Raw genomic sequence first — 12432 nt, forward strand, 5'->3', positions numbered from 1 at the left:
TCCGCTCGCCCGTCGTGGTGTGCCGGGGGCGGGTTCGTGATCTCGAAGGCGGTCGTGGTCACAGGGACACCACCATCCTGTCCTCGGCCACGCGCAGGCCGAGGCCGGCGAGCCGTTCGTGTGCGGGGTCGCAGGGGTCGACCAGCGGGTTGGTGTTGTTGAGGTGGGTGTAGTGGATCCGCGCGCCGTCCGGCTGGAGGCGCGCGGCGGTGCCTTCGGGTCCCTGGATGGGCAGGTGTCCCATCTCCGTGGCCGTCCGTCGTGACATGCCGGTGCGGTGGGGCTCGTCCTCGTCGAGGAAGGTGCCGTCGAGGAGGACGCAGTCGGCGCCGGAGATCGCGTCGCCGAGCGGGTCGCTCCAGCTGGCGAGTGCCGGTGCGTACAGCGCGCGCGTGCCGGTGGCGGGGTCGCGCACCTTGAGGGCCGTGCTCCAGGCGGGGTGGGCCGGTTCGTCCGCCGCATAGCGCGGGCGCTTGTCCGACAGGGGCAGGGCGCTCACCTCCAGCCCGGCGATCTCGGCCGGCGGCCCGGAACCGTCGAGCGGGAGGTCGTGCCAGGTCAGCGTGGTGTAGGGGGAGAGGATGTCGGTGAGGGGCAGCCGGGCGGTCAGGGCCTTGTGCACGGGTTCCGTGCACCACACGTCGATCCGGGCGGCCTCGCGCAGGCGCGGCAGACCGAGGGTGTGGTCCAGTTCCGCGTCGGTGAGGACGACCCGCACCACGGGGGTGCGTTCCTGTGCGTTCCCCGGCCGCAGACCGGGGTGGCTCTCGAGCTGTTCGGCGACGTCCGGTGTGGCGTTGGCGAGGAACCAGGCGCCCGGGTCGGCGCCGTGGAAGGCGAGACCGTCGTGGAGGCGGCGGCGGGACGGGTGCCGGCGTGCCCCGGCGCAGCCGGGGCACGCACAGTTCCACTGGGGAAGCCCGCCACCGGCTGCTGTCCCGAGGATGCGCAGCAGCACGGCGGACGCCTACTTCTCGCGCAGCGAGTAGGCGGTGACCTCCAGCGCGGTGTCGACCACCGTGAAGTCGGGGGTCTGCCAACTGCCCTGGGGCTGCTCGGTCTGTTCCTGGCGCCGCGGTTCGTTGTGCATGGTGACCTTGCCTTTCGTGGTGGATGAGGCGTTGTGCGCGGGAGTCGGGCCCCGCGCGGCCCGGTGGCCGCCGCCCGGTCGGCGGCGGCCACACGTCACTTGCAGAACGGCTCCTTGCCCATGGCCGACTCGATACCGCCGAGGATCAGCCGCTGGAACTCGGCGGCTCCCGGGAAGGAACCGTCGGTGCTGAAGTCCTTGGCGTCGTGGCCCAGGGTGGTGAGCCAGGCGCGGCCGCCGTCGTAGTACTGGCACCAGGCGACCGGGTGGTCCTCTCCGTGGCCGGGGTGGTGGTAGTTGCCCGTGACACCCTTGGCGAGGGTGCTCTCGTCGACCTCGGCGAGCACGCGGACCCGGGTCGGCGCGGGGACGAGGTTGTACCACTCGTCGGAGAAGTTCCACCGGGACGGCAGGGACTTGGTGGAGACGTCCTTGCGGTTCACGGTCCGGACCGTGCCGGGCTGGGCGGCCCCGTGGTCGTAGAAGTTGGCGTTGCCCAACAGCCCTTCGTACCAGGGCCAGTTGTACTCGGTGCCGAAGGCGTTGTGGATGCCGACGAAGCCGCCGCCGCCGCGGACGTACTGGCGCAGCGAGGTCTGTGCCGCGTCGTCGAGGGCGTCCCGGCTGGTGGAGTAGAAGATCACGGCGTTGTACTTGAACAGGTTGGCGGGCGAGGCCAGTTGACCGACGTCCTCGGTGTAGTCGACCTGGAAGCCGTTGGCGGCGCCCATCGCGACGACGGCCTTCTGGACGGTGTTGGCGTCGCTGAGCGGGGGGTTCGTCCCCGCGCCGAGGGCGGGGCCGAGGTTGGCGTGCCGGGGCCCGGCGGTCCGGGTGTACAGCAGGACCTTGTAGCCCTTGGCGGTGTCGAAGTTGCCCCAGTCGTGGTAGCAGCGGGCGTCGACGCCGCGGCATACCCCGTAGTCGGGGTCACCGAGCTGCTGGGCTCCCTGGCCGACGCGTCCCTGGGCCACGCTGAGCGTGCCGGTGGCTATCAGCGCGACCGTGATGCCGAAGGTACCGGCGACGCTGGTGAGGGCGGCGGTGAGAGGTCGGATGCGGCGTCGTGCGGTGGTCGAGGTCGTCATACGGCAGTCCTCGCGGTGTCTGGTGCGGCGGGGTGGGTGGAGAGGAGCCGGCGGCGGACAGGTCACGCCGGGGCCGGGAGCGCGCGGGGGTGCCGGCCCGCTACTTCACGACGACCTTGCCGGTGTTCTGCGGGGCGACCGGGTCGTTGTAGAAGTACTCGCCGGGGGTGTCGAAGGTGTAGGTGAAGGACTGACCCGGCATCAGCAGTCCGGTGTCGAACTCGGCCTCGAAGAAGGAGACCGCGCCGTGCGCGGACCTGTTGTCGGCCGGGTTGACGAAGGTGACGGTGGTGCCCTTGGCGATGCTCAGGTGCTGCGGGGACATGGCGTTCTGGGCCACGAGGTTCTCGGTGGTGCCGGGGGCGTTCCTGGCGCCGTCCCAGATCCGGCCCAGGGTGATCGTGTTCCTCGCGGTGTCGCCGGTGACGGCGGCGGCCCGGATCTGGTTGCGCCGGGACGGCGGCACCGGGGCCACCGCCTCGCCGACCCGGCCGCCGAGCTTGAAGGCCCACAGGTGGTCGCCCTTGGGGATGTCGGGGTAGGGCAGCCCGTTCCCGCCGGCGAGGACGGCGACGTACTGCTCGCCGTCGATCTCGTACGTCAGGGGGCTGGTGTTGACGCCCGCCCCGCACTGCCAGGTCCACAGCTCGGTGCCGTCGCGGTCGTCCAGGGCGGTGAGCACGCCGTCGGGGCGGCCCTGGAAGAGCAGCCCGCCGGCGGTGCTGAGGATGCCGTTGCCGTGGGCGAGGGACCAGTCGCCCTCCTGCCGCCAGGCGACGGTGTTGGTGCGCGGGTCGACGGCGGCGAGTCCGCCGGCGAAGTACTCGCCCAGCGGTCGTGCGGTGTTGACCCGGCCGCCGTGGGTGTTGGAGTAGGCGGAGTTGATCAGCCCGTAGCCGACGTAGACCAGGCCGGTGCGGTGGCTGAAGGAGGGAAAGGACCAGTCGGCTCCGCCGCCCGCGCCGGGGAAGATGATGGTGGCGCGGTCCTAGTGGGCCTCGAAGAGGCCGCCGGTGGGGTAGAAGGGCACCGGTCGGGTGGCCTTGTCGAGACGGGGTTCGGTCTCGACGAAGGGTTCGCCGCCGGGGAAGGGCTGGGTGGGTGAGGTCTTCTGCGCGGCGTGCTGCGGTACGGGCCGTTCCTCCATGCCGTGGACGGGCTTGCCGTTCGCGCGGTCGAGGATGTAGTACATGCCGGTCTTGCTGCCGTAGACGACGACCCGCCGCTTCTTGCCCTCGATCAGGAGGTCGGCGAGGACCGGGGACATGACACCGTCGTAGTCCCAGATGTCGTGGTGGACGGACTGGAAGTGCCAGCGCCGCTCGCCGGTCTTGGCGTCGATGGCGACCAGGCAGTTGGCGAAGAGGTTGTCGCCGCCCCGGGTCGATCCGTCCGTGCGGGGATACGGGTTGCCGAACGTCCAGTAGACGATGCCGAGTTCGGGGTCGACGGCGGGGTGGATCCAGCACACGGCGCCGCCTGTCTTCCAGGAGTCGCCCTCCCAGGTGTCGTGCCCGTACTGACCCGGTCCGGGTGTTCCCCAGAAGGTCCAGGCGACCTCGCCGGTGGAGGCGTTCAGCGCGTAGGCGCGTCCGCGGGCGCCGGCGGTGCTGCCCTGGGTGCCGATGTAGACCAGTCCGTCCCAGTAGACGGCGGCCCCGGCCAGGCCGCCCTTGCTGCCGCCGCACTGGCCCGAGGCGGGATCGCAGTCGGGGTTTCCCTGATCCTCGACGAGGAGTTCACGACTCCAGACGACGGCGCCGGTCCGCCGGTCCAGGGCGTGGACCTTGTTGTCACCGGAGATGGTGAAGGCCATGCCCTGGCCGAGGGCGAGACCGCGCATGTTCGTGGTCTCGGTACCGATGTTCGTCTTCCACTTCACCGCGCCGGTGCGGCCGTCGACGGCGAACACGTTCTGCTGCGTGGTGGCGAGGTAGAGGATGCCGTCCTGGGCGATGACCGCGCACTGCTGGTGGGTGGAGGTGGAACCGTTCTCCAGGTTGATGTGCCAGGCGCCGCCGAGCTTGCGGACGTTGGCGGTGTCGATTCTCTTGAGCGAGGAGTGGTTCTGGTTGCCGAGGTTGCCGCCGGCCTTGGGGAAGTCCTTGCCGGTGGCGGCGTGGGCCTGCGCGGGGACCGGCCGCGCCAGGGAGTCCGACGGAGCCGCTTCGGCGGCGGTGCCGTTGAGGAACGCGACCGTGGTCGCTGTTCCGGCGGCGGTCGAGGTGAGGAAGCTGCGTCTGTCCATGGTCCCTCTTTCGTGACAGGTGCCTGACGCACTCGTCAGTGACGGGGCTGAGGAGTCTCAGGTGGGGGGAGGGAGAGGCGAGGCGGATCGTGGTCCGCTGTACGGTTCGTATGGTCCGTACCGTGGTTGCCGTTGGGCGGAAAGCTACGTTAGGGATGCGGTCGGGGTGTGACAAGAGGGGTGACGCGGTTTGTTCACGCGTCTTCGGCCTGGGGCAGCCGGGCCGGCAGCACACTGCGGGGAACGGGGCCCTTGTTGCGCCGGCCCTGGCCGCTCTCCTCCCAGGCGTGGGCGAGGATGCCCACGGAGCGGCTGAGCACGAACAGGCCGCGTGCGAGCGGTGCGGCGAATCCCAGCTCGGCGTAGATGACGGCGGTCGCGCCGTCGATGTTCATCGGGACCGGCCGGGCACCGGCCCGGCGGCGCCGGAGAACCGCCTCGACGGCCAGGGCGGCGTGCAGGAAGTCGCCGCCGACGACACCGTCTGCCACCGCCTGGTGGACCAGGTCCAGCAAGGGGTCGCGCCGGGGGTCGACGGGGTGGAAGCGGTGCCCGAACCCGGGCAGGTAGCGGGAACGGCTCTGCCAGTCGGCCATGACCTCACGGGCCGCGTCGTCCCAGCCGAGGCCGGAGTCGCGGGCGGCACGGACGTCGGTGAGCATCTCCACGCACTGCTGGCCCGCCCCGCCGTGGGCGTCGCCGAGCATGTTGACCCCGGTGGCGATCGCGTTGTTGAGGCCGACTCCGCAGGTGGCCGCCATGCGGGCGGCGGCGATGGACGGAGCCTGCGGGCCGTGGTCGACACCCGCGACCAACGCGGCTTCGAGCAGGGCCGTCTGGGGTGGCGAGGGCATGGTGCCGCGCAGCATCAGCCAGATGACGTCGACCAGGCCGGCCCGGCCGATGAGTTCCTGGACCGGACGGTCCCGCAGTTCGATGCTGCCGGGTTCGATATGACTGACCGCCGTGGCCCACCACAGGGCGGCCTCGTCCGCGGAGCCGGTCATGAGGCGGCGGCCTCCCCGGCGGCCGCGGTGGCCTCGGCGGCCGCGGCGGACCAGCGCCGTGCGAGCTCCCGGCGCTCGGCGTTGTGCTCGCCCAGCAGTGGTGGGGGAGCGGGGGGACCGAAGGCCTCTCCGTCGACCAGCACCCCACTGCCCACCACGCGCAGCGGCTGCCCGGCACGCCCGGGGTGGCTCAGCTCGGTGACGAAACGCCGGTGGGCCAGTTGGGGCTGCTCCAGAGCCTGGGGCACGGTCAGGACGCGGGCCGCGGGCACACCGGCCGCGTTCAGCTCACGTTCCCAGTCGGCGGCCGGGCGCGCGGCCAGGGCCCGGTTCAGCTCGGTGCCGAGCTCGGCCCGGTGGAGTCTGCGCTGCTCGCGCTCACCGAAGCGCGGGTCCTGGATCAGTTCGGGGACGCCGGCCAGCCGGCACAGGGTCTCGAACTGGCGTTGCTGGTTGGCGGCGATGTTCAGCGGGCCGTCCAGGGCATGGAAGGTGCCGGAGGGGGCGGCGGTCGGGTTCTGGTCACCGAGCGGCTGCGGCGGGATGCCGCTGACCAGGTAGTTCGAGACGGCCCAGCCCATGGTGGACAACGACGCCTCCAGCATCGAGACGTCGAGTCGGCTCCCGGCGCCGGTACGTTCCCGGCGCAGCAGCGCGGCGCTGATGGCGAACGCCGCCATCAGTCCTCCCGTGGTGTCGCAGACCGGGAAGCCGATGCGCTGCGGCGCGGTGTCCCGGGTGCCGGTGACGCTCATCATCCCGGACAGACCCTGGACGATCTGGTCGTAGGCGGGGGCGTCACTCATCGGTCCGCTGTGCCCGAAGCCGGAGATGGAGCAGTAGACGAGGCGTTCGTTGAGCTGGGTGAGGCGTTCGTCCCCGTAGCCCATCCGTTCCAGGACACCCGCCCGGAAGTTCTCCAGCAGCACGTCGGCGCCGCTGAGGAGTTCTTCGAAGAGCGCCCGGTCCGCCGTGTCCTTCAGGTCGAGTTCCAGCGATTTCTTGCCGGCGTTCTGGGCGAGGAACGACGCCCCGACGCCCTCCCGGTTGAGCGCGGGATCGGGGCCGAGACTGCGGGCCAGATCTCCCTGCCCGGGGCGTTCGATCTTGACCACCTCTGCACCCATGAGCATCAGCTGATAGCTGCAATAGGGCCCGGCGAGCACGTTCGTGAGATCCAGAACGCGTATTCCGTCGAGTGGGCGAACGTGCATGCGGCGTCTCCTTCCAGCGGCGCCGCGCGCGGCGCCGCTGTCGGCGTACTGGTTAGGTGCGCGGCCCCAGGGGGTGCTGGAACCCTTGCGACGCGATGTGGGCGGCCGTCTCCAGCAGATCGCCCGCGAAGTCCTCGATGGCCCGCTCGGGGATACGGGCGCTCGGCCCGCTGAGCGAGAGCGAGGCGACGACCACGCCTGACTGGGTGCGGATCGGGACGGCGACGGCCGTGAGGCCGACATCGCGCTCACCGTGGCTGACCGCGTAGCCGCGGTCGGCGGCCTCCTCCGCCCACAGGCGCAGCTGCTCGACGTGGGCCACGCCGTGCGGCGAGCCCGCGGCGACCCGCTGGAGCAGGCCGTCGGTGGCGCCGATGAGCAGCACCTTGGAGGAGGCGCCGGCCCACAGCGGCAGCTCGTCGCCCACCCGCACCACATGCCGTAGCGGCTGCGGACTCTCCTGCTGGGCGACGCAGACGCGATGGATGTCGCGGCGGATCATGAGATTCGCCGTCTCGCCCCGGCGGTCGACCAGCTCGCGCAGCAACTTCTGTGTGTCGGGCGGCAGTTCCCAGCTGGTGTGCGCCAGATGGGCCCATCGCCACAGGCCGGGGCCGGCCGTGTAGCCGCCCGGTGTCGCCCACAGCAGCCCGTACTGCTCCAGGGTCTGCACCAGGCGGACCACCGTGGTCTTGGGCAGGCCGGTGGCGTCGACCATGTCCTTCAGGGGGACAGTGGGCTGATCTTCGGTCAGCAGCGACAGGATGTCCAGAGCGCGGCGCACACTGCGCACCCCGCCGCCCGGTCCTTGCTCCGCGTCCACGTTCTCTCCTTCGTGAGGGGGCGGCCGCCGCAGCCCGGTGATCGGGCGCGACGCCTGGAGCGACAGCTTTCCCCAGTTGAGCCGTGTTGGAAATCGCTGATTTCAACTTCCCTGCGCCGCCCTATTGCCACGGCCTTCCGGCGCCCGTACGTTACACGCCAGTCCACAGAGCAGTCCACGGAAACCACTAGATGGTTTTTTCTGGAGACGTGATGCTGCAAGACCTTCTCAAGGCCGCCGACGCGAACGACGTCGTCGAGGCCCTTCCCTATCTGGCCGGATCGTGGGGTGGTGAGGGCCCGCCCCTGGAACGCACCGGCCCCTACCTCAGACGCACGGTGAGCCGCGCGCCCACCGCGACGGCGGACGAGATCGACACCGCCGTCACCCGGGCCGGCCGCTACGCCCGGCAGATGGCCGACCTCGCGCCCGCCGCCCGGGCCGACATCCTCGAGACAGCCGCCCGCAACGCCACCGCCCACCGCGACCGGCTCGCCCGGCTCCTGGCCCTCGAGCTGGGCAAACCGCTCAGGGACAGCCGTACCGAGATCGACCGGGTGGCCTCCACCTTCGCCGTCTGCGCTGCCGAGGCCCGCCGTATCGACGGCGAGAACCTGCCGGTGGCCGGCTGGGACACGGGCATCGGCAACACCGCCCTCACCTACCGGGCGCCGGCCGGCGTCGCCCTGGCCATCACCCCGTTCAACGCGCCCGCCAACCTGCTCGCGCACAAACTGGGCGCCTCCTTCGCCGCGGGCAACACCACCCTGGTCAAGGCACCACCCCAGGCCCCGGGCATCTCCGCCGCCGTCGTCGCGCTGCTCCTCGACAGCGGCATGCCCCACCAGGCGGTCCAGCTGCTGCACGGCGGGGGAGAGGTGGGCGCCGCTCTGTGCGGGGCCGACGCGGTGAGCGTCATCAGCTTCACCGGCAGCGCCGAAACCGGGGCGGCGGTGGCCCGCGCGGCAGGAGCCAAACGGCTCGCACTCGAACTCGGCGGCAACGCCGCCACCGTCGTCTGCCAGGACGCCGACGCGGTCGCGGCGGCCCGGGTCTGCGCACGCACCGGCTACAGCAACTCCGGACAGAGCTGCATCTCCGTCCAGCGCGTGTACGTCCACCGCAGCCGTTACGACGAGTTCCTCGACGCCTTCACGGCCGCGGTCGACGCCCTCGTCGTGGGCGATCCCCTGCTGGAGACCACCGACATCGGCGCCATGGTCGACGAGAACGCGGCCGAACGCGTGGTCGCCTGGTCGAAGGAAGCCCGGGACCTGGGCGCGAGCGTGATCCGGGGCGGCACCCGGGACGGCGCCACCGCCGCACCCACGATCATCGCCGACCCACCCCCGAACGCCTCGGTGGTCGTGCGGGAGGTGTTCGGCGCGCTGGTGGCCGTGCTGCCCTACGACGACTTCGACACCGTGATCGAACAGTGTAACACCAGCCGCTACGGCCTCCAGGCCGGTCTGTTCACCCACGACATCACCCGCATCCTCACCGCCTGGCGGCGACTCGAGGTCGGCGGGCTGATCGTCAACGGCTCCTCCAACTTCCGCCTCGACCACGTGCCCTTCGGCGGGGTGAAGGACTCCGGCTTCGGCCGCGAGGCCCCCCGCTGGCTCATCGACGACTACACCGTCGTCAAGACCCTCATGCTGCGCGGTCTGTCCGTCTGGGGCGACAGCCGCGAGCTGCCCAAGGAGAACCCGTGACCACCGTGACCGCCGCCGAAGCCCTCGTCGCCCAGCTCGAGTCCTACGGCGTCACCCACGTCTTCGGCACCTGTGGACACACCAACATCGCCCTCCTCGACGCGCTGGGTCCGAGCCCGATCGAGTTCGTCATCGCCCGCCACGAACAGGCCGCCGCCCACGCCGCCGACGGCTACGCACGCGCCACCGGCCGCCCCGGCGTCCTGCTCACCCATGTCGGCCCCGGCATGATGAACGCCGTCACCGGCGTCGCCACCGCCGCCCTGGACTCCATCCCGCTGATCGTCATCACCGGCGACATCCCCTCCTACTACTACGGCCGTCACCCGCACCAGGAGGTCAACCTCCACGCCGACGCCGACCAGACGGCCATCTACCGGCCCTTCTGCAAGCGCACCTGGGCAGTGCAGCGCGTGCAGGACCTGCCGCGCGTCACCGAGCGGGCCTTCTTCACCGCCACCGGCGGACGCCCCGGGGCGGTCCTGATCAACATCCCCATGGACCTGTTCAACCGGCAGGTCGCCCCCTACACCGGTGACCACCCGCTCCCCGGCCACCTCGGCCGGCCCGGACTGGACGAGGCGACCGCCGACAGGATCGCCGAAGCCCTGCTGGAGGCGGAGCGCCCGCTGATCTACTTCGGCGGCGGACTGCGCAGCCCCGGCGCCCGGACCCGGCTGCTCTCCCTGGCCGAGCACCTCGACATCCCCCTGGCCCACTCCCTCATGGGCAAGGGCGTCATCCCCGACCGGCACCCCCTGCTCCTCGGCATGCCCGGCTTCTGGGGGCTCGAGACCACCCACGAACACACCAAGGGCGCCGACGTCGTCCTCGCCCTCGCCACCCGCTTCGCCGAGACCGACGCCAGCTCCTGGGACGCCGCCCACACCTGGAACTTCCCGCCGAGCCGACTCCTCCAGATCGACATCGACCCGGCCGAGATCGGCCGCAACTACCCGGTGCACATCGGTGCCGTCGCCGACGTGGAACTCGCCCTGGAGAGGATCGACGCGGCGGTGCGCGCCCGGCAGAGCACCGCTCTGACCCGCCCGGGGCTGCGCGAAGGAATCGCCGCCGCCCGGAGCGCCGTCTTCGACGCGGCCCGCGAGGCCGGCCGCAGCGACGCGTTCCCGCTGCGCCCCCAGCGCATCCTGGCGGACCTGCGGGACGCCCTGCCCGACGACGCCGTCCTCGTCACCGACGTCGGCTGGAACAAGAACGGCGTCGCGCAGTGCTACGAACTGCCCGAGTCGGGACGCTTCATCACGCCGGGCGGCGCCTCCACGATGGGCTTCGGCCCCGCCGCCGCGGTGGGCGTGCAGATCGCCCGGCCCGACGGTGTCGTGGTCGCCCTGATCGGCGACGGCGGCATGAGCGCCCAGCTGCCCGCGGTGCCGATGGCCGTCGAACAGGGCGCGCCCGTCATCTTCGTGGTGATGAACAACCGGGCCCACGGCACCATCGCCGATCTCCAGGCCTCGTCCTTCGGGCGGTCCTACGGCTGCGAGTTCACCGACGCCGAGGGGCGGCCCTACAGCCCCGACTTCGCCCGGTACGGCGAGTCCTGCGGCGCCGACGGCTACACCATCACCGCACCTGGTGACCTGCGTAAGGCCCTGGAGGACGCCATCGCCCGTCGCCGTCCCGCCGTGCTGGACGTGCCCATGGTCAACGAGCCGGTCCCCACCCCGGGCCACTGGAACATCAAGGACATCTACGCCGGCCACTTCCCGGCCGACACCCTCTGACCGAAACCCCTGACCTCCTCCCTCCGACCGGCGCCCCTGCCCGACCTCTTCCGACCAGGGCCCCCTGACCGACCCCTTCCGACCAGGGCCATCTGACCGACACCTTCCGATCGGCGCCACCTGACCGACTCCTTCGATCGGCGCCACCTGCCCGACTCCCGCCGACCGGCGCCACGGCGCCCGGCGGTACACACCGTCCCCCGGCCGGACCACGGCAGGCCGGCGGGGACGTGCCCCGCCTCCCTCTACGCCCCCACGCCTCACCGCCCCGACGCCTCACCGCCCCCACGCCTCAAGCCCACCCACGTCTTCCACGAGGTGAACCTCATGCCCCGCCGATTCCGCCCATCACGCCCCTCCTCCCCGCGCACCGCACTGGTCGCGGCGATCGCCCTGGCCGCGGCCCTGTCCGCGTGCAGCGCCCCGGGCGAGTCCGACAGCGACACCCGGTCCGGCTCGGGCCCCATCAAGATCGCCGTCGTCAACGCCCGCAGCGGCCAGCTCTCCTCGCTGGGCGAGTGGGAGTACAAGGGCGCCAAGCTCGCCGTCGACGAGTGGAACAAGAAGGGCGGCATCAACGGCCGCAAGATCCAGCTGAAGTCGTTCGACGACCAGGGCGACCCGACCACCGGCACCAACCTGGCGCGCAAGATCGACAGCGAGAACTACATCGCGATGATCGGCACCGCGGAGAGCGCGGTCACCATCGCCATGGCACCCGTGCTGAAGCAGGCCGGGATACCGAACATCACCTCCGGTCAGTCCGACGGACTCGTCGCCCAGAAGAGCCCGTTCCTGTTCCTCAACGGCCCCACCAGCACCACCTACGACAGCACCCTGGCCAAGTACCTGATCCAGGACAAGGGCTACAAGAAGATCGCGATGATCACCAACAACGGCTCCTTCGGCAAGGGCGAGCACGACGCCTTCAGCAAGGCCGCCAAGGATCTCGGCGTCACCCCGGTCACCGACCAGGTCGTCACCACCGACCAGAAGGAGTTCAGCGCCGCCCTCACCACGATCCGCTCGAAGAAGCCCGAGGTCGTCTTCATCGGCTCGGAGGAGGTCGAGGCGGGCCTCATCGTCAAGCAGGCCCGTGACCTCGGCATCACCGCGCCCTTCGCCGGCGCCGCCCCCCAGGGCACCCCCGTGTTCATCGACACCGCGGGCAAGGAGGCAGCCGAGGGCACCATCGTCAGCTCCCCCTACCTGGGCAACGACATCAGCCCCGCGGCACAGAAGTTCGCCGCCGCGTACAAGTCGGCCTACGGGGAGGATGCCGAACTGCACGGCGCCAAGGCGTACGACGGCGCCAACATCCTGCTCACCGCCCTGAAGTCCAGCGACGTCGCCACCGGCAAGAAGCTCGCCGACGCCATCCGCGCGACCTCCTACGAAGGGCTGCTCGGGACGTTCGCGTACGGCCCCGAAGGCGTCGGCATCACCCGCACGACCATCGGCGTCATCCAGGACGGCAAGCTCGTCGAGCAGAAGTGAGA

At 71.3% G+C, this 12432-nt stretch carries 11 protein-coding genes; 3 read left to right on the forward strand and 8 right to left on the reverse strand.

Annotation, left to right across the window (positions count from 1 at the left end):
* Positions 1 to 58: 58 nt before the first annotated feature.
* From pqqB to AOQ37_RS33745, 8 genes are all read right to left on the reverse strand, one after another.
* On the reverse strand, positions 59 to 958 hold the full coding sequence (gene pqqB, locus AOQ37_RS33710; RefSeq protein WP_062650187.1) for a pyrroloquinoline quinone biosynthesis protein PqqB: 900 nt from the start codon (positions 956 to 958) through the stop codon (positions 59 to 61).
* Between the two features lie 9 nt (positions 959 to 967).
* A complete protein-coding gene (gene pqqA, locus AOQ37_RS40570; protein ID WP_159401405.1) occupies positions 968 to 1090 on the reverse strand; it encodes a pyrroloquinoline quinone precursor peptide PqqA in 123 nt (40 codons plus the stop codon).
* A gap of 95 nt (positions 1091 to 1185) precedes the next feature.
* On the reverse strand, positions 1186 to 2178 hold the full coding sequence (locus tag AOQ37_RS33720; RefSeq protein WP_062650191.1) for a ThuA domain-containing protein: 993 nt from the start codon (positions 2176 to 2178) through the stop codon (positions 1186 to 1188).
* A gap of 100 nt (positions 2179 to 2278) precedes the next feature.
* Positions 2279 to 3154 (reverse strand): outer membrane protein assembly factor BamB family protein, encoded by an 876-nt coding sequence (locus tag AOQ37_RS33725; RefSeq protein ID WP_078890478.1) that lies wholly within the window; start codon positions 3152 to 3154, stop codon positions 2279 to 2281.
* A gap of 12 nt (positions 3155 to 3166) precedes the next feature.
* On the reverse strand, positions 3167 to 4426 hold the full coding sequence (locus AOQ37_RS33730) for an outer membrane protein assembly factor BamB family protein (protein ID WP_062650196.1): 1260 nt from the start codon (positions 4424 to 4426) through the stop codon (positions 3167 to 3169).
* Between the two features lie 194 nt (positions 4427 to 4620).
* Complete coding sequence (locus AOQ37_RS33735) at positions 4621 to 5433, reverse strand: citryl-CoA lyase (protein WP_062650198.1); 813 nt, start codon at positions 5431 to 5433, stop codon at positions 4621 to 4623.
* Entirely contained in the window at positions 5430 to 6647 is a 1218-nt protein-coding gene (locus AOQ37_RS33740) for a CaiB/BaiF CoA transferase family protein (RefSeq protein ID WP_062650200.1), read from the reverse strand. Before AOQ37_RS33740 ends, AOQ37_RS33735 begins: the two co-directional genes overlap by 4 nt.
* 52 nt (positions 6648 to 6699) lie before the next feature.
* Positions 6700 to 7470: an IclR family transcriptional regulator gene (locus AOQ37_RS33745; RefSeq protein ID WP_062650202.1), complete on the reverse strand. Its 771-nt coding sequence runs from the start codon at positions 7468 to 7470 to the stop codon at positions 6700 to 6702.
* A 212-nt stretch (positions 7471 to 7682) separates the two neighbouring features.
* Here AOQ37_RS33745 and AOQ37_RS33750 point away from each other — a divergent pair, with 212 nt between their 5' ends.
* From AOQ37_RS33750 to AOQ37_RS33760, 3 genes are all read left to right on the forward strand, one after another.
* Positions 7683 to 9185 carry an aldehyde dehydrogenase family protein gene (locus tag AOQ37_RS33750; protein ID WP_062650204.1) on the forward strand — a complete coding sequence of 501 codons (1503 nt, stop codon included), beginning with the start codon at positions 7683 to 7685 and terminating at the stop codon, positions 9183 to 9185.
* Entirely contained in the window at positions 9182 to 10933 is a 1752-nt protein-coding gene (locus tag AOQ37_RS33755) for a thiamine pyrophosphate-binding protein (RefSeq protein WP_199825123.1), read from the forward strand. Before AOQ37_RS33750 ends, AOQ37_RS33755 begins: the two co-directional genes overlap by 4 nt.
* 327 nt (positions 10934 to 11260) lie before the next feature.
* The gene (locus tag AOQ37_RS33760) at positions 11261 to 12430 is read left to right on the forward strand and encodes an ABC transporter substrate-binding protein (protein WP_062650206.1); all 1170 of its coding nucleotides are present in this window, start codon (positions 11261 to 11263) and stop codon (positions 12428 to 12430) included.
* Positions 12431 to 12432 lie beyond the last annotated feature (2 nt).

The sequence above is a fragment of the Streptomyces maremycinicus genome, from assembly GCF_001184025.1.
Classification (GTDB): domain Bacteria; phylum Actinomycetota; class Actinomycetes; order Streptomycetales; family Streptomycetaceae; genus Streptomyces; species Streptomyces maremycinicus.

Excerpts from the sequence above, each read along its gene's own strand:
- pqqA (WP_159401405.1), bottom strand. The coding sequence starts at position 1,090 with ATGCACAACGAACCGCGGCGCCAGGAACAGACCGAGCAGCCCCAGGGC.
- AOQ37_RS33730 (WP_062650196.1), bottom strand. The coding sequence starts at position 4,426 with ATGGACAGACGCAGCTTCCTCACCTCGACCGCCGCCGGAACAGCGACC.
- AOQ37_RS33760 (WP_062650206.1), top strand. The coding sequence starts at position 11,261 with ATGCCCCGCCGATTCCGCCCATCACGCCCCTCCTCCCCGCGCACCGCA.
- AOQ37_RS33740 (WP_062650200.1), bottom strand. The coding sequence starts at position 6,647 with ATGCACGTTCGCCCACTCGACGGAATACGCGTTCTGGATCTCACGAAC.
- AOQ37_RS33720 (WP_062650191.1), bottom strand. The coding sequence starts at position 2,178 with ATGACGACCTCGACCACCGCACGACGCCGCATCCGACCTCTCACCGCC.
- AOQ37_RS33750 (WP_062650204.1), top strand. The coding sequence starts at position 7,683 with ATGCTGCAAGACCTTCTCAAGGCCGCCGACGCGAACGACGTCGTCGAG.
- AOQ37_RS33735 (WP_062650198.1), bottom strand. The coding sequence starts at position 5,433 with ATGACCGGCTCCGCGGACGAGGCCGCCCTGTGGTGGGCCACGGCGGTC.